14 protein-coding genes are annotated in these 17,988 nt (G+C 42.8%); 10 read left to right on the forward strand and 4 right to left on the reverse strand.

Translation table 11 applies throughout. The features are described 5' to 3' along the window. Positions 1-41: 41 nt before the first annotated feature. The 3 genes from BAE46_RS07835 to BAE46_RS14780 all read left to right on the forward strand — a co-directional run bounded on the left by BAE46_RS07835 (position 42) and on the right by BAE46_RS14780 (position 1,812). Positions 42-1,184: an ATP-NAD kinase family protein gene (locus BAE46_RS07835; protein ID WP_070112294.1), complete on the forward strand. Its 1,143-nt coding sequence runs from the start codon at positions 42-44 to the stop codon at positions 1,182-1,184. 52 nt (positions 1,185-1,236) lie between these two features. Beyond that, a complete protein-coding gene (locus BAE46_RS07840; RefSeq protein WP_006003180.1) occupies positions 1,237-1,575 on the forward strand; it encodes a YfcL family protein in 339 nt (112 codons plus the stop codon). Between the two features lie 90 nt (positions 1,576-1,665). Next, the gene (locus BAE46_RS14780) at positions 1,666-1,812 is read left to right on the forward strand and encodes a hypothetical protein (protein WP_006003182.1); all 147 of its coding nucleotides are present in this window, start codon (positions 1,666-1,668) and stop codon (positions 1,810-1,812) included. A gap of 207 nt (positions 1,813-2,019) precedes the next feature. On the opposite strand, the gene mnmC1 is transcribed toward BAE46_RS14780, so the two are convergent. Then, entirely contained in the window at positions 2,020-4,272 is a 2,253-nt protein-coding gene (gene mnmC1 / locus BAE46_RS07845) for an FAD-dependent 5-carboxymethylaminomethyl-2-thiouridine(34) oxidoreductase MnmC1 (RefSeq protein WP_171901015.1), read from the reverse strand. A gap of 303 nt (positions 4,273-4,575) precedes the next feature. Here mnmC1 and fabB point away from each other — a divergent pair, with 303 nt between their 5' ends. The 5 genes from fabB (at position 4,576) to BAE46_RS07870 (ending at position 11,748) form a co-directional block, all read left to right on the forward strand. Then, a complete protein-coding gene (gene fabB, locus BAE46_RS07850) occupies positions 4,576-5,790 on the forward strand; it encodes a beta-ketoacyl-ACP synthase I (protein WP_006003189.1) in 1,215 nt (404 codons plus the stop codon). Positions 5,791-5,866: 76 nt separating this feature from the next. Further along, the gene (locus tag BAE46_RS07855) at positions 5,867-6,616 is read left to right on the forward strand and encodes a class II aldolase/adducin family protein (RefSeq protein WP_006003191.1); all 750 of its coding nucleotides are present in this window, start codon (positions 5,867-5,869) and stop codon (positions 6,614-6,616) included. A 65-nt stretch (positions 6,617-6,681) separates the two neighbouring features. Next, a complete protein-coding gene (locus tag BAE46_RS07860) occupies positions 6,682-7,944 on the forward strand; it encodes a 4-phosphoerythronate dehydrogenase (RefSeq protein WP_083256833.1) in 1,263 nt (420 codons plus the stop codon). Positions 7,945-7,968: 24 nt separating this feature from the next. Continuing rightward, positions 7,969-8,985 (forward strand): aspartate-semialdehyde dehydrogenase, encoded by a 1,017-nt coding sequence (locus tag BAE46_RS07865; RefSeq protein ID WP_006003193.1) that lies wholly within the window; start codon positions 7,969-7,971, stop codon positions 8,983-8,985. A 63-nt stretch (positions 8,986-9,048) separates the two neighbouring features. Continuing rightward, positions 9,049-11,748: a FimV/HubP family polar landmark protein gene (locus BAE46_RS07870; RefSeq protein ID WP_070112296.1), complete on the forward strand. Its 2,700-nt coding sequence runs from the start codon at positions 9,049-9,051 to the stop codon at positions 11,746-11,748. Positions 11,749-11,786: 38 nt separating this feature from the next. Here BAE46_RS07870 and BAE46_RS07875 read toward each other — a convergent pair whose 3' ends face one another. The 3 genes from BAE46_RS07875 to nadK all read right to left on the reverse strand — a co-directional run bounded on the left by BAE46_RS07875 (position 11,787) and on the right by nadK (position 14,907). Continuing rightward, positions 11,787-12,143, reverse strand: a complete 357-nt coding sequence (locus BAE46_RS07875) for an outer membrane protein assembly factor BamE (RefSeq protein WP_040520189.1) — start codon at positions 12,141-12,143, stop codon at positions 11,787-11,789. Between the two features lie 88 nt (positions 12,144-12,231). After that, positions 12,232-13,905, reverse strand: coding sequence for a DNA repair protein RecN (recN, locus tag BAE46_RS07880; RefSeq protein WP_070112298.1), 1,674 nt, complete (start codon positions 13,903-13,905; stop codon positions 12,232-12,234). A 126-nt stretch (positions 13,906-14,031) separates the two neighbouring features. Next, entirely contained in the window at positions 14,032-14,907 is an 876-nt protein-coding gene (gene nadK / locus BAE46_RS07885; RefSeq protein WP_006003197.1) for an NAD(+) kinase, read from the reverse strand. Positions 14,908-15,175: 268 nt separating this feature from the next. Between nadK and grpE the strand changes: the two genes are divergently transcribed. Next, the gene (gene grpE, locus BAE46_RS07890) at positions 15,176-15,829 is read left to right on the forward strand and encodes a nucleotide exchange factor GrpE (protein ID WP_070112300.1); all 654 of its coding nucleotides are present in this window, start codon (positions 15,176-15,178) and stop codon (positions 15,827-15,829) included. 155 nt (positions 15,830-15,984) lie between these two features. Next, complete coding sequence (gene dnaK, locus BAE46_RS07895; protein WP_070112302.1) at positions 15,985-17,916, forward strand: molecular chaperone DnaK; 1,932 nt, start codon at positions 15,985-15,987, stop codon at positions 17,914-17,916. The last annotated feature ends 72 nt before the right edge of the window (positions 17,917-17,988 follow it).

The following is a 17,988-nucleotide window of genomic DNA, read 5'->3' on the forward strand; positions in this document are numbered from 1 at the left end:
CCCATTTATATGCGAAATAGTCGTAATAAGGCCGCTTCTACATGAGTGCGCCACGTTTAAGCAGGCGCTTTAAATTAGGCCTCATCATTAATCCATTTGCCGGCATTGGTGGAGCTTTAGCCTTAAAAGGCAGCGACGGCAGTGAAGTCAGAAAAACAGCCTTAGATAATGGCGGTGAACAATTAGCCATGCAAAAAGCGGCGATTGCGCTATCTCATTGTGTTGCGCTTAGAGATCAGTTAACAATAGTCACCGGCAGCGGAGATATGGGAGAAAACACTGCCCGCGATTTGAGCTTTGACTACGTTGTGTGTCATTATAATAACGGCCAAACCGAATCGAACGATACTCAAATATTAGCCACAAAGCTGCTAGCTGAAAACGTTGATTTAATCCTTTTTGCGGGCGGCGACGGTACTGCACGTAACATATGCAGTGTGGTTGGTATGCGCTTGCCTGTTTTAGGTATACCCGCGGGCTGCAAAATTCACAGCGGGGTATATGCCATTACGCCAAAATCGGCGGGCATTGTTTTGCAAAAAGTCATTAAAGGTGAGTTACTGTCGCTTCACAGCGGCGAAGTAAGAGATATCGACGAAGCCTTATTCAGGCAAGGCAAAGTGATGTCAAAGCACTACGGGGAAATGAAAGTGCCCAGCGAGCTCAGCTATATTCAAGCCGTAAAGATGGGCGGGAAAGAGTCGGATGAACTACTGTTAGACGCCATTAGTGACTACCTTATAGAAATAATGCAAGACGAACCCGACACGCTTTTCGTTATGGGCTCGGGCAGTACCGTTGACGCCATTATGCAGCAAGCTAGTTTGCCAAACACGCTGTTAGGTGTCGATGTTGTTAAAAATCTTGAAGTTGTTGCTAAAGACCTAAGCGCGCGTGAGCTGTTGTCTATTACCGCCGATAAGAAGACTAAATTGGTAGCCACTATTATTGGCGGGCAAGGCCATATTCTTGGGCGCGGTAACCAGCAGCTATCCCCTGCATTTATTAAACAAATTGGTAAAAGCAATATTATGCTCGTAGCGACTAAAGCCAAACTACATTTATTGGGCGATAAAGGCTTAATTTCAGATTCCTCAGACGCGGCCCTAGATCTTGAGCTTGCGGGTCCTATTTCAGTCATTACGGGATATAGAGATGAGGTGCTGTATTTTATTCGGGATTAATAATTTCGGGATTTGCAGCCATTATCACCATTCACAAGATTAGGAGGTATTAGTGTTGGGCAGTACACACGAACAAGTCATTGTTAACTTTACGGAGTATTTAGACCAAACTGAGGCATTACTCGACGCTTATATAGATTCTGGCAGTGATCATGAGCTTTTTATTGCCAGCTATATCCACGGTCATTATTCGGTAATAGCAGCTAACCTAGTACATGCTGTGCACTGTTCACAAAATCAAAATGCACGCTTAGCCCAGTGGCAAAAACAAACGCAACATATGCTTATGCAATCTATTGACGACGCTATTGCCAATAACGAACTCGCTGTTTGTGACGCGAAAGACGTGATCAAAATGCGCGATAGTCTGTTTGTAAACAACATAAATTAACGCACATTCCCTCTCTATAAAATAAATCATCTAAGCTGAACTCATTTTTGTTTAGCCTGAAAGTATTTTTTGTTCTTTCAGGCTAAGCCTATGAAAAATGTCATCAACGTTATTGGGTCTATACTGCGTCGTGTGCTGTGTGTGTTCATCATTATTAGCTTAGCGGGCTGCGCCAATATGCTGGCGCCGCAAGGCCCCGCGCTTCAGTCTACACAAATTACTACCTTAGGCAATTAAGAGCTCTTTACCTTTAGACTGGCGCAAGAACACTTCGTTAATATGCGGCCCAATCCACAAAAATGCGTTGCCTTGGCTGAATAAGCATTGCCAATTGATGCGCAGGGCCAAAGACTAATGTTTGAACAAACTTTGTAAAACACCACCGTGCTAGGCAAGCAAATGGCCGAGTATGTCAGCTATTGTGTGCAATAATATTGGTATGACCTAAGCTTGCCATGGCTCTCGCCTTATGAGTGAACGCACAATGAATCTGTTTGGGTTGAGTGTATCGAGCAGCGGTTTTGTCAGCGGCATGGGTTCTTCTAGCATTTGGCTGACTAAAACCTCTGCCATAAGCGGCGCTGTAGTAAGTCCTCTAGATCCTAAGCCGGTCATAATAAAAACATTTTTTTCATGACTTGGTACCTGATACTGATGCAAGGGCAGGGCTTTATACAAGTCTGCTAATTCAGTAAATTGCAAGCTATCAGGCATTGCGCCTACTACCGGCAAATGATCAGGCGTTGAGCATCTTATGGCAGCTCGTGAATAGTTGTTCGGGTTGAGCTGTGCTTGGCCTAGTGCTTTTTGCCACGCTTTGTGCTGTATGCTTTGTATATGCATATTAAAGTTGATATCGGTTTCTTGCGCGCGCACATCACACCTAGTATCCTCTTTTATATAGGTGGAGCCTAAGGCATGAAAACCATCGCTAGCGGGTGTAAAATAACCCTTGTGACACAGCAGAGTCTTAAGCTGCGCCATTACATTGTCGGGTTGCGAAAGCTGGCTATTTGAGACCATTTCAACTTGTCCGCGCGTTAGCCTAAGAGGAATAACATGTTTTGTTAAAGCCTTACTGCCGCTGCCCATTGCCAGTACTAAAGCTTGCGTATAACACTCTTTGACGGACCTTTGCTCGTTTGTTTTTAGCGCTAACTGAATGCTGCCGTCACCTATACATTTATAATTGATCAACTGTGAGTTATTTTGCAGTGTAAGCAAGCCACTCGCCTTAGCTTGCTCAAGGCAGGCGTTCACTACACTAGGCGGCTTTATCCAACCCGCTTTTACAATGTGCAAGCACGAGTAGGGCATCGGTATATTCGCAATCTCGCTTGCTTGCTTTGCATCAACTAAATGTGCTAATTCGCGCGGCCAAAAAGCGGCGCTATCTAACTTATTTAAGCGTGTGCGTGTGTTGTCATTAAACGCAATTTGTAAAGCGCCGCACCAATCATGGCTAAAGGGCTGTAAAGTATGCAGGGACTTATAAAATTCACTGGCATATAAAAAGCTATGCATTTGAATTTGACTCGCAGCATTATGCTGTGCGTTTAACTGCGGGTAAAAGCCGCCGATAGGATTACCCGAGGCGAAATCACTTGGTAATTCGCCCTGCCACAACAAAGTGACACGCTTGCCGCGCTGCGTTAGCTTCAAGGCCATAATTGCGCCGGCTAAACCATTACCCACAATGGTAACGTCATTACTTTGCTTTGCTAAATTCAAGCTTGGACGGCCGAAATAGGGGGCTTGATGTTGATCTAGCTTACCCTGTTGTTGAGATAGCTCTGGCGTTTGCAGGTGACTGCGTGTTTCGTTCGAATTTGCATTTGACGTTTTATTTAAATTTTGATGTGAATTACCAGAGTAAACGCCTAACAGCATTTCTCTCTTTCGTTCAAAGCCTTTTTGTTTATGTACCGAGAACCCCGCTATTTGCAAACCGCGTTTAACTTCGCTTGCCGCGGTAAAGGTGGCAAAGCTGCAGCCTATTTTACTCAAGCTTGCCATTTGCTCATAAAGTGCTGGCGTCCACATACTGCTGTTTTTACTCGGTGTAAAACCATCTAAAAACCACGCGTCAACCACGCCGTTTGGACTTTTTTGAATCTGTGCCAATGAGTCAGTGGCATCTCCATAGTGCAAGTCGAGTGTTATGTTTGCACTAAGATCTGTTTTGTTAATCGAAAAGTTTCGGCGGTGTATTCCAGCAACCGATATTGGATATTGCGCAAGCCATAAGTCACATAAGTCTAAATAGCCGCTTTGGCCATTTGAAGCGCTTAGCGTTTCATCAGCGCAGACATCGCCTAAAATGTTATCTTGTTTCCACTGCTGCATAATGTCTGCAGCATCTTTTTTAGATAGCGGATGCTTTTCTGTTGATATAAAAATAAGTGTTTCTAGAATATGGTTTGGGTGTACTTGACGAAAATGCTGAAAATGTTGGGAAACTCTGAAAAAGTTTAAACCGGTCCCAAAACCTGTTTCAGCAATACAAAAATGAGGATCGCTATGCTGTGACCATCTGCTGAGTAAATCATTGCCGCCTATAAAAACGTAGTCTGTTTCTTGCGCCCCGTTTTCCCCTGAAAAGTAAACGTCGTTGTAGCGTCGTGAAGCGGGCGTGTTGTTTTCATTAACGTAGACACTTGCTGGCGTTATCATTGTTGCTGTTTTATCATTTGTCACGATTTGAAAGACCATCATCTAGTGTATTTACGCTATTTTGGATGAAATGCGCGCAACAGTGCTATTTATGAAAACCTTAACACACAAAATATCTGTTAAAGGCTGTGAACTTATGACACATTATACATGAAAGAGCAGACCAGTTTTCAGTCTAAACTAGGTAGTATGTGCACAGCGCTCAGCAAGGGTGACGAACGTGGCTTTTGAGTACTTGGCTTAATGCAGTGCGCTAGCATAATAACAACATTGGTTTGATATAAACACTGTTTTGCAAACAACAATAAATAATTAAAAAGGTGACAAATGAAACGAGCCGTAATCACTGGTTTAGGCATAGTATCAAGCATTGGTAATAATGCAGAAGAAGTAAGAGAGTCGTTACGCCACGGCAAGTCGGGTATTACTTTTTCTCAACAGTTTGCTGACGCAGGTTTACGCAGCCACGTATGGGGCGATGTTAAAATTGACCTTAAAGAGAAAATAGACCGCAAAGTACTGCGTTTCATGGGTGACGCTGCAAGTTATGCGTACTTATCGATGCAGCAGGCAATAGCCGACGCGGGCTTAAGTGAAGAGCAATATTCAAATGAAGACGTCGGTATAATTGCGGGTTCGGGCGGGGCTAGCTCTGAAAATCAAGTTAATTCAGCCGACATTATGCGCAATAAAGGGGTGAAGCGAGTTGGGCCTTATATGGTAACGCGGTGTATGGGTAGCACTGTTTCTGCTTGCTTAGCCACACCGTTTAAGATTAAAGGTGTCAATTACTCAATATCCTCAGCCTGCGCCACCAGTGCACACTGTATAGGCAATGCTCTTGAAATGATTCAGCTTGGCAAGCAAAAAATGGTGTTTGCCGGCGGTGGAGAAGAGTTACATTGGGCGCTTTCAGGCCAGTTTGACGCCATGGGAGCTTTATCAACGAAGTATAACGACACGCCTGAACTAGCGTCACGCACTTACGATGCTAATCGCGATGGCTTTGTAAGCGCTGGCGGTGGCGGTATGGTAGTAGTTGAAGAGTTAGAACATGCCTTAGCACGAGGCGCTAAAATATATGCTGAAATAGTAGGCTATGGCGCCACTTCCGACGGCTACGACATGGTTGCGCCAAGCGGCGAAGGCGCTATTAGATGTATGCGCCAAGCACTAAAGGATGTTGCAGAGCCTTTAGATTATCTCAATACTCACGGCACATCCACGCCGGTGGGTGATGTAAAAGAACTCGAAGCTATTCAAGCCTTGTTTGGTGACAATTGCCCTGCTATTAGTGCAACAAAATCACTAACGGGACATTCACTCGGCGCTGCAGGCGTGCATGAGGCGATTTTTTCTTTGCTCATGATGGAAGGCGACTTTATTTGTCCATCAATTAACATTGATAATTTAGATGAAGCAGCCAGGGGTCTCAACATTATCACCAAGCCTACGCAGGCCCATTTAAATGTAGTTATGTCCAACAGTTTTGGCTTTGGCGGCACTAATGCAAGTTTGGTCTTTAAACGTTATAGTGTTTAATGATTTTAACAAGTGTGCCGTAAAGTAAAGGGTTGGCATTTGCCAACCCTTTGTGAATAAACGAGGGAACAATGTTATGAAAATTCAATCACAGGTGAGCGCAGATGAATGGCAAACCCGTGTCGATCTAGCTGCCTGCTACAGGATGGTCGCGCATTACGGTTGGGATGACCTGATTTTTACGCATATATCGGCAAGGGTGCCAGGGCCTGAACACCATTTTTTAATTAACCCCTACGGGTTATTATTTGAAGAAGTAAGTGCATCAAGCTTAGTGAAGGTTGATTTACAAGGCAATAAAGTAATGCCAAGCGAGCATGATATTAACCCTGCTGGTTTCACTATTCATAGCGCTATACACGAAGCTAGAGCAGACGCTAATTGTGTAATGCATTTGCATACCAACGAAGGTGTAGCGATATCTTCACTTGAAACAGGCTTGGGGCCATATAGCCAGCAGTCGCTGTTTGTCTTAGCGTCTTTGAGCTATCATGACTATGAGGGCGTTGCCTTAAACCATGAAGAAAAGACTAGGTTGGTCACTGATCTGGGCAACACTAATTTCATGATATTGCGTAATCACGGTTTACTTACCTGTGCGCCTAGTATTGCTGATACTTTTTTAGGCATGTTCATTTTGCAGCGAGCTTGTGAAATACAGCTTATGGCTCAGGCCACAGGCGAACCATTAATCTTTGTGAGTGCAAACATCGTGGCCGGCATGCAGTCGCAAGCGTCTGAGGTAACAAAAGCAGCAGGAGGTAAACTAGCATGGCCGGGCATATTACGAAAACTTGATCGAATGTGCCCTAACTATAAAAATTAAATTCGCTTTCGTGCAATTTAGACAATGATAATGATTTTTAAAAAGCTAAGGTGGATAAGCATCAAATGCCTATACAAATACTTGCCGATAGTGCAATGCCTTACTGGCAGGAATTTTTTCTTGAAGTAGGAGAGGTCAAGACCTTCAAAGCTGGCGAACTATCAGCTGAAATTCTAGCCTTGCCTTCGTCTGCGCAACTAAGAGCATATTTGCCTTGTGTAGAATGCTTATTAGTGCGTTCTACCACACAGGTCAATCAAGCACTGCTTGCGTTAATGCCTAATCTACAGTTCGTGGCGACGGCCACGGCAGGCTACGATCATTTTGATATTGAGGCACTACATGCAGGAGATATTGCGTGGTATGCGGCCGGTGGATGCAACGCTCAAGCCGTCGCGCAATATGTGGTGTGCGCTGCGCTGCAATTAGCAGTTGATGATCGCTTTTTACTGAAGGACAAAAGAGTAGCAATAGTGGGTCACGGTAATGTTGGTAGCCGTGTCGCTAATGCTTTGCATGCGCTTGGTGCGCAGGTGATTATTTATGATCCGCCTCAGCTAACTAAGGCGCAAAATACCACAGACTTACGGAGCAGTGGTTCTTTAAATTCACCTTGCTACGTTTCTTTTAGTGAGGTATTAAAAGCGGATGTTATCTGCATACATGCTCCGCTGAATAGTCACCCCGAGCATCCATCAAGACATTTGTTTGATGCTGATGCACTTAGCCAACTCACAGGCTCGCAATATTTGATAAATGCAGGAAGGGGCGAGATAATCGACAATCAAGCTTTGCTTAGCTACTTTGAAAATGCAGTAAAATCTGAAAAAGTGAAGCTTAATGTGGTGCTTGATGTGTGGGAAAATGAACCTACAATAACCACCGACCTAGTTGGCCATTTGCGCATAGCAAGTGCGCACATAGCAGGGCACACCCTAGAAGGCAAAGCAAACGGTACGTTCATGTTGTATCAACAGTTGTGCCATCGCTACAACATAGCGCAAAAGGTAAAACTTAGCGCAATGTTACCGCCTGATAACACGTCACTACCAAAGCATTTGCAAAATGAACTGCACTTAAATGAGATGTTCGATGGTGAAAGCGCCCAGCGTTTACTCAAAAATATTTGCCATTTAGTCTATGATATACAAAATGATGATAGAGTTTTTCGTGCTCACATGGCACAATTCAATACGTTTGCTAAATTACGGCAAGAATATCCAATTCGTAGAGAATTCAGTGCGTTAAGACTGAATGTCAAGAATACTAAAACCAGCCAAATGCTGCGAGGAATTGGCTTTGTCATTTCCAACGACGGTACAACATGACACTTAATAAAACAGGATAAAAACATGTCTCAAGCTTTTAATGTTGCTATACTCGGTGCAACAGGCCTAGTGGGCCAAGCAATAATGGATATACTGGCGCAGAGAAACTTTCCAGTAGATACTCTTTTTCCTTTAGCGAGCGAGCGTTCAGCTGGTGGCGAAGTAGAATTTAACGGCAAAACATTGACCGTCCTTAACGCTGATGAGTTTGATTGGTCACAGGTTCAAATTGCTTTTTTCTCAGCTGGCGGATCTGTGTCTGCAAAATATGCTCCTATCGCAGCTGGAGCGGGTTGTGTGGTTATCGACAATACCTCTCACTTTAGATACGAGCCAGACATTCCTCTTGTAGTACCTGAAGTGAATGCCCATGCTATAGCCGACTTCAGAAACAGAAATATAATTGCCAATCCGAATTGTTCTACCATTCAGATGGTAGTGGCGTTAAAGCCAATTTATGATGCTGTGGGGATTGATCGCATAAACGTGTGTACCTATCAGTCAGTGTCGGGCGCGGGTAAAAGTGCCATGGAGGGTTTAGCCAGACAAACAGCTGAACTGCTAAACGCAAAGCCTGTCACTGGAGAAGAGTTTTCACGACAAATCGCGTTTAACGTAATCCCACAAATTGATGAATTTATGGATAATGATTACACCAAAGAAGAAATGAAAATGGTATGGGAGACGCGTAAAATATTAGGTGATGACAATATTTTGGTAAACGCAACTGCGGTCCGAGTACCGGTTTTTTATGGTCACGGGGAGGCGATACATATTGAAACCCAGCAGCAAATAGACGCTGAGCACGTTAAGTCTTTATTAGCGGATGCGCCGGGTGTCACTCTTTATACCGACACAGCCGCCTTTCCTACTCAAGTAAGCAGTGCTAGTGGCAACGATGGCGTGCATGTAGGCAGGGTAAGAGACGATATATCTCATTCACACGGCATAAATATGTGGGTTGTGTCAGATAATATTCGAAAAGGTGCAGCCACTAACAGTATACAAATTGCTGAAGTATTAATAAGAGATTATTTGTAAGTCAAGCAGTAATTCGGTCGATAAACTTACGCTATACAACATTTTTAACGAGGTAATGGCAATTTGATATACGCGGACAATATTCAAAGCTTAAGCAAAAAAAACGTCATTAACGTTCAAGTATATATACTTTGCTTTGTGTTTTTGTTTGCAATAGCAAATGCGTTTATCAGTGGTGCTAGTGCTCAAACTAATCAAGTGCAGGACTCTCAGATACAGGGAGACCAAGACAATACGCAAGTATACTCGGGTGTAGTCTTTGGCCCTGTAGGTCAAAACGATACTTTATGGCGAATTGCTAGCCGCTATAAGCAGGACTCTCCTTTTTCGGTCTTTCAGACTATGCTCGCCATATTCGAGCTAAATCAGCAGGCTTTTGAAAATGGTAACTTTAATACTATGGTCAATGGTGCCACTTTGCGTCTTCCCAGTGATCTCTACATTGCCCGAATTGATCCACAGCGCGCAAGAGCAAAAGCCACTTCTGACGATAGAGCATTAGGCCCAAGATCCTCTGCTAACAGCAGACAAGCGCCTAGTACAGATGTTAAATCTGAAATCCTACCGCTCAATCAAGAGAATTTGTTTATAACATCATTGCAGTTACAATCTCAACTCGATGGTTTACGTCAGCAGCAGCAACGACAATTTGATCAACTCAAAAGGCAAGTTAGCACCTCTATCAGTGCGGTAGAATTACTGCTTGAGGAAAATAAGAAGCTAAGTAATCAGCTATTACAGTTAGATGAGAACAACCAAGCGTTGACGCAAAAAGTTGAATCAGAACTACAAAACCAAATAAACCAACAGCTTGAGCAATTAAGCCTATTAGCTACTCAAGTAACAGACGCAGAAAACAGAAGGATAGATCAGGAATCTGAGTCTATATTAAGCGTCCTTTCGTCACCGCTTGCGCTGATTATTATATTGTCTGTGGTGACACTGCTACTAATAGCTGGATTTGGCTTATTCTTGCTGCGAAAGCCCTCTCAAGCGGGCCAAAAAGGTGATGCAAAACCGGCGCAAGGCATTGTCAATGAAGATTTAGTCATAGGTGAGATTGACGATGAACTAGACAAAGACTCAAAAGATTTGATGGCGACATCGTCCAAAGAAGATACTTTTCCAGAAGACGATATTTTGTCTGATGCCATGGAAGATGACGACGTTTTAAATGCACTTCCAGATGTCGATATGGAAGACGTGCTAAATGACTTAGATGATCTGCTAGTACCGGATTCGCCATCACAAATATTTGACACTGAGTCTAAGAATGATAAAGGCAGTTCACAAGCTGTTCAGCTCGACAGCCAGAACTTTTTTGATGAGAATATTGAAAAATTGGGTCTGTCTGAGTCTCAAACGATTAGCCGTGATAACACGGCTAAAGATGCAGAAGACCCTAGCGACGAGCCTTACGCCTTACTTGGCTCCATCGGTGAGGATACTTTCGTTAGCAGGCGCCAGATCGATGACACGGTATCACAAGACTCAAATGAATCCTCAGATGAGTCATTGGATGTGAGTAATGCCGACAGTGACATGTTTGACACTGCACAAGAAAATGTTCAGGTCTCGAAACTTGCTGAAGAACTTTTAAATGATTTAGAAAATGATAATGATGACGGTCCTTTAAGCGGTGTCATCGACGATATTGATAAAACTACAGACAGCAACAGCAGCCTCAAAGAAAATCATATTAGTGATGAAAAAGCCAGCGTTTTAGCTCAGGCAAAATCAAACCCAACCCTCGATGCTAACGAGTTGCTAGACGACATCCCACGCTTTACCAGCGACATGTCATTCAACGATGGTAAAGTTGAAGACTTTATTGAAGAAGTAGTGGAGCCAGTAATAGTCAGCAAAAATTCTGAACAGTCCATACAGACTGAACAAGAAGATACGTCTGCATTATCTGAAATTAGAGACACTGATGATATCGGTTATAGTGGGATCAACAAGTCTGAAAATGAAAATGATAAATCTGATGCAAACAATCAAAAATCTATGGGTGCTAATCAAAACGATGAGGATGATCGCGACGATGGAACAGATGAAGGTCTATCCGCAGGATTTAAAGACCTACACAACTGTTTAGATGAAGGAGACAATGAAACCTGCAAGACGATAGGTGAACGAAAGAATATTGAAGTTGATTTAGCCGCGATGGCGCTAGATGATGAGTTTTATTCGCTAGACGAACGAAGCTTAACAGATGACGAGCTTGTTCAAGGTTTAGATGATGCCAACTTCGATAAAATGTTAGACGATTTAGCCAATGAGTCAGCGCAAGGTTCCGATAATAAAAACACAAGCCGATTAAGAAATGATCCGCTATCTACAGCCATCTTAGATATAGATGCATTAGCAAATGATGAGTCTATTGACCCTAGATCCAAGGGCGCTGCTAGTGAACTAGCCACTAAAGAAAAGAGCGTTGACTTAGACCTATCAAGTAAAAGCTTTGTAGACGTAGATGACCTAATTGAAGAGAGTGATGCTGCGGCTTTAATGAGTGATAGCGATAAAAGGCTGGATTTAAATAGCTCATTAGGCAGACTTAATACCAAGCAAAATGATGAATTTAATATACCTGATATAGGCATAGAGTCAGATCAGGCTAGTAACTTAGATTTGGCCCAAGTGTATATGGATATGGAAGACTTCGAAGCGGCGCAAGAACTATTAGATGAAGTAATTCGTTTGGGCACTATGGATCAGCAAGAAGAAGCAAAAGCCTTACTAGTGAATCTTAACAAGTAAGACTTTGTTGCTGATGAACCTATACTTTGTTTACCTAATTAGGCATCTAAGGGCGTAGAAAATTCTTCTGACTCCTCAAAATCACCTGTCATTGACGATAACTTACCATCTACAAATTTTAAAATAAGTTCTTTACGCACGTCTTCACCGCGTTTGCTCATTCCCCTTTTCATGTTGTAGATGTAGTACCAAGTGTCAGACGAAAAACTATCTTCGACTATTGCGTTGCCCAGAACAAACTCAACCTGTTCTTTGGTCATTTCAATTCGTAATCTATCAACGTCTTTTTGGTCAAGGAAATTGCCCTGTGGAACATCAATACGGAATATCCAGTCTGAACACGCCGTAGTGAACAAGGTGGTGACTAAGATGATGATAATGTAAGCTGATTTCATATTATACCTATTATAAATTTGCGCAGGCATCCTACCCTACCTGCGTATGACCATTCAAGCGGTAAATGGTTCGAATTTAAAATAGTCCTCACATTTTAAGCAAATCTTTCGCATTTGCAATGGCAGTATCGGTAAGTTCATCGCCTGCAAGCAATCTAGCGATTTCGTTAATACGCTCTTCTTTGCTTAACTTAAGCAAGGTGGTTTCGGTTGTTTTACCGTCAGTTACTTTGCTGACAAATAGCTGGTTATGAGCTTGTGCTGCTACTTGTGGCAGATGAGTAACGCACATTACCTGCGCCTTTTCGCCTAAACGTCTTAGTAACCTTCCAACAAGTGACGCGGTCGGTCCACTTATGCCTGTGTCTACTTCATCAAACACCATTGTGGGAATAAGAGTGTCTTTGGCACTGATAACCTGCAGCGCTAGTCCAATGCGCGACAGCTCACCGCCTGATACAACTTTATCCATGAGATCTGAAGCTTGACCCGGATTAACGGACAAGTATATTTGTACAATATCGTTGCCTAGGGCAGTTGGTGTTGGTTCAAGCTCCTGTTTTACTCTAACGTCAACGCTTGCGTGAGGCAGGTTCATTTCACGAATAGACTGTTGTATTTCAGTCGATAACAGCTTAGCCGCTTTAGTGCGAGAAGCAGAAAGTTTTTTACTGGCGGCTAAATAATGTTGATAGTTGGTCTGCACTTCATCTGTTAGCACCGTTAAGCTATCCTCTTGTGCCATCAATGATTGATATTCTTGTGCAAGCGCTAAATGTGTCTCGTAAAGTGCCTCTGGTCTTACCTGATGCTTTCTGGCTAAATCCATGGCGCTACTATATCTAGTTTCAATATAGGCAAGTTGTTCGGGATCTGCTTCAATTCGCTCTTGGTAATGCTCAAGTTCATTGCACGCATCTTCAGCTTGAATAAGTGCGTTTTGTAAACTCTCGATTATACCGTTAACGCCCTCATCAAAATGAGCAACGTTGTTAAGTGATTTAATGCTCTTTTGTAGCAATGATAAAGCATTGGCGTCATCACTCGTTTTTAAGGTGTGAACTGCAAACTCAGTATTATCGATAAGCTCTTGGGTGTTACTTAACTTTTTAAAGTCGTTTTCAAGGGTAGCAAATTCATCTTCTGCAATACTAAATTCGTCCAGCTCTTTAACTTGATAGCTGAGCAGTTGACAACGATCGAGCCTTTGCTGTTGCTGCGCTTCTAGCTGCTTTAGCTGCTTATAGGTGTGACTATAAGTTTTGTGGCTTTGTGCGACCTGAAGCAATATAGACGAATGCTGTGCATATTGGTCAAGCACCTTGCGCTGAAATTCAGGTTTTAAAAATTGATAATGCGCATGCTGGGAGTGAATAAAAGCCAGTTTACTGCCAAGTGCTTTAAGCTGACTTAAATTAACCGGAATGCCGTTTACAAAAGCTTTTGAACGCCCTTCTGGGCTAATTACGCGGCGAATAAAACACTCGTCAAGGTTGTCGTCTTGCTGGAGTTCGTGCTCGCTTAAAAATTCACGTGCACTTTTGACTTTTGCAATATCGAAATGCGCGACAACTTCAGCCTTGTCGGCGCCATCTCTTACCATGTTGGATTCTGCACGCTCCCCCAGGCATAAACCAAGTGCGTCAAGCGCGATAGATTTACCGGCACCCGTTTCTCCTGTGATAGCGGTTAAACCTAAACCTAGCGTTAACTCGACCTTTTTAACAATAGCTAAATTTTTAATGGCAATGTGTACTAGCATAGCGTTATCAGCCTATAGAATGTAAACAAGATAGCAAAATAAGATAGTTCAAGCCTAAATTTGAACAACTCTTAAACTACTGATAATATATACAGTAGTTGCGCATCTGTAAAGATCAGTTTTGTACTAAAACAGCTTGCTTCCCCAATTTAATTTAGTGCGCAGCACATTGAAATAAGAATATTCTGGAGGATGAACTAAACTCAATAAATTAGGGCTTTTCTTTATATGTACCTCATCACCTGGTGCTAAACTGATAACAAGGTGAGAGTCACAGCTTATTTGGACGTTGTCGGAATTTTTATGAGAGACTTTCAAAGTAAGTGGTGAATTCGCATCAACCACGATGGGTCTGCTTGTTAAACTATGCGGAAACATAGGCACTAAGGTTATAGCGTCTAATTGAGGTACTAAAATTGGACCACCACCGGAAAGAGAATAGGCAGTAGAGCCGGTAGGCGTGGCGATAATTAAACCATCTGAACGCTGACTAAACACAAAATCTTGGCCTACATAAAGTTCAAACTCCATCATGTGAGCCACTTTGCTATGGTGCAATACTATTTCGTTTACTGCGACATGCGTACTAATCAATTTGTTTTTACTGCGCACTTGCGCTTCAAGTAAAAAGCGTTCCTCGCGATGCAGTTCGTTGGCAAATATTCTGTCAAGCTGGCGCGAAATATCTTCGGGGTTAATATCGGTCAAAAAACCAAGATTTCCACGATTCACGCCCACCACATCTATAGGGTGACCTGCTAATACTCTAGCAGCGCCTAACATGTAGCCATCGCCACCCACCACAATGGCTAATTCAGCCTGTTTGCCAATTTCCTCCATGGAGCACACGGTTAGAGACTTATCATCAATGGAGTCGGTAATACGTGTTTCGATTAATATATTACAGCCACGTTGTGTTAACTCTTTTACTAATACCGTTAAGCTGGCATGAGTCCCAGAGTGACTAGGTTTTCCTATTAATCCAACGGTTTTGTAATGCATATAATTAGTTAGCCTAAATCCTTCGTGCCACAAAGGTATACGTAAGGCTATTGCTGTTGCAAGTACAATTTGCAGAATTTACTAAAGATTGGAAAAGTGTATGCAAATCTGCTGTACAAAGGACGCTGCCTATTTTGTCTAAAAAACCACAATAAAATAACCTTTAATAGCTTGAAGCACTAAATTCTGTCCCCATACTACCCAATACAATGCATTGTATGTGATGTTAATCACTTACCTGACTAATTAAACGAAAGTGGAGCACCCAATGACGCACGAAAATGCTTCTAACAAAGAGACGCAACAGCCCCAAAATGAAGCGGATAGTTCATCGCAGCCAGAAGCTTCAGAACCTTTGGAGGGAACAGTTGTTGGCCCTGAATCTGACGAAGTGCTAGAAGAGCAAGGTTTTGATTGGAAAATATACGCTAATGAGCTTGAGCTAAAATTGGCGGCGGCTGAAGCTAAAATTGAAGATCAAAAAGACAGCGTACTGCGCTCTATCGCCAATAGTGAAAACGCTAGACGCCGTGCTGACCAAGAGGTTGACAAAGCCCGAAAATTTGCGCTTGAAAAGTTTGCTGGTGAGCTACTGGCAGTGGTTGACAACTTAGAGCGCGCTACACAAGCAGCCGATGCTGAAAATGAATCTGTAAAACCGCTTTTAGAAGGCATTGCCTTAACGCACAAATTGTTCATGTCTACATTTGAAAAATTCGGCATAGAACTAATTGATCCACAAGGTGAGATATTTAACCCAGAGCAGCATCAAGCAATGTCGTTGCAAGAAAACGAAGAGTTTAGCCCCAACACGGTTATGGCTGTCATGCAAAAAGGCTATTCGTTGAAAGGAAGACTGCTTAGACCGGCAATGGTGATGGTATCTCGCGGTGGAACTACCAAAGCGGATACACAAGTTTAATATTTTGATAAATACAGGGGCTTAACAATAATATTAGGCCATAAAAGATCAAAATAAATAAAAATTATTGATTCACCTATTGAAAATAGGGTTACTAGCCCCACTTTATAATCATCGAAAGTGAGGCATTTAAAAAGAATTTTGGAGATATAAAAATGGGTAAAATTATTGGTATAGACCTCGGTACAACTAACTCATGCTTAGCGGTACTTGACGGCAAAACGGCAAAAGTAATCGAAAATGGTGAAGGCGAACGCACTACACCGTCGGTTATTGCTTATACACAAGACGGTGAGATATTAGTAGGCCAACCGGCAAAACGCCAGGCTGTCACAAACCCTACTAATACTTTATACGCTATTAAGCGTCTAATCGGCCGTAGATTTGAAGACAAAGAAGTACAGCGTGACATCGGTATAATGCCATATAAAATAGTCAAGGCTGACAATGGCGACGCATGGGTAGAGGCGAATGGCGAGAAAATGGCGCCTCCGCAAATATCTGCTGAAGTCTTGAAAAAGATGAAAAAGACCGCCGAAGACTATTTAGGTGAAGAAGTAACGGGTGCAGTTATTACTGTACCAGCTTACTTTAACGATTCTCAGCGTCAAGCCACTAAAGACGCAGGCCGAATTGCTGGCTTAGAAGTGAAGCGTATTATTAATGAACCGACCGCTGCAGCGCTTGCTTACGGCATGGATAAAAATAAAGGCAATAATACTATCGCGGTATATGACCTTGGCGGCGGTACCTTCGATATTTCAATCATTGAAATAGACGTAGTAGACGGCGAGCACACCTTTGAAGTACTTTCTACAAATGGTGATACGCATTTAGGCGGAGAAGATTTTGATAGCCGCATGATTAACTACTTGGTAGATGAATTTAAGAAAGATCAAGGGTTTGATTTACGTAAAGATCCGTTGGCGATGCAGCGCCTTAAAGAAGCCGGTGAAAAAGCGAAAATTGAGTTATCTTCAGCTCAACAAACGGAAGTTAACTTACCGTATATTACCGCTGATGCATCAGGCCCCAAGCACTTAGTGATTAAGGTCACTCGTGCAAAACTTGAATCGTTGGTTGAAGACTTAGTCAAGCAGTCGCTAGGACCACTTAAGCAAGCATTAACTGATGCTGACCTTAGTGTCGGTGAAATTAATGACATTATTTTAGTGGGTGGCCAAACGCGCATGCCACTAGTGCAAAAATATGTCACTGAATTTTTCGGTAAAGAGCCCCGCAAAGACGTAAACCCTGATGAAGCAGTTGCAGTAGGCGCAGCCATTCAAGGCGGTGTATTAGCAGGCGAAGTTACAGATGTATTGTTATTAGATGTAACGCCTTTGTCACTTGGTATTGAAACTATGGGCGGCGTAATGACCGCGCTTATTGAGAAAAATACGACTATTCCAACGAAGAAAGGCCAAACTTTCTCTACGGCTGAAGACAACCAGTCAGCGGTAACGGTTCATGTATTACAAGGTGAGCGTAAGCAAGCTCAAGGCAACAAGTCCTTAGGCCAGTTCAACTTAGAAGGTATCCGTCCAGCATCGCGCGGCGCCCCTCAAATTGAAGTGACCTTTGATATTGATGCAAATGGTATTTTACATGTGTCTGCAAAAGATAAAGACACCGGTAAAGAGCAGAAGATTACGATTAAATCATCTTCTGGCCTGAGTGAAGACGAAATTAATCAAATGGTGCAAGACGCTGAAGCAAATAAAGACGCCGACGCTAAATTTGAAGAGTTAGTGCAAGCGCGTAACCAAGCAGACGGCATGATCCACGGCACGCGCACTCAGGTTGAAGAAGCTGGGGAAGCATTAAGCGCTGACGACAAGGCTAAAATTGAAACGGCGCTTGATGCTTTAGAGGCTGCCCGTAAAGGTGAAGATAAAGAGTCGATTGAATCCAAAACTCAGGCCTTAATTGAAGCTTCTGCGCCATTGATGGAAATTGCACAAGCAAAAGCACAGGCTGAAGGAGCACAAGCTGAAGGTTCAGAAGCGCCAAAGCAAAATGCAAAAGACGCCGGTGATGACGTAGTTGACGCTGAGTTTGAAGAAGTAAAAGACGACAAGAAGTAATGCTTGGAAGTCTAGAGAAGCTACCGTTTTTTATAGCTAAAAGTCAGTAGTGTTTATTAGGCGCAACCTTTA

The sequence above is a fragment of the Glaciecola punicea genome (assembly GCF_001756615.1).
Classification (GTDB): Bacteria; Pseudomonadota; Gammaproteobacteria; order Enterobacterales; family Alteromonadaceae; genus Glaciecola; species Glaciecola punicea.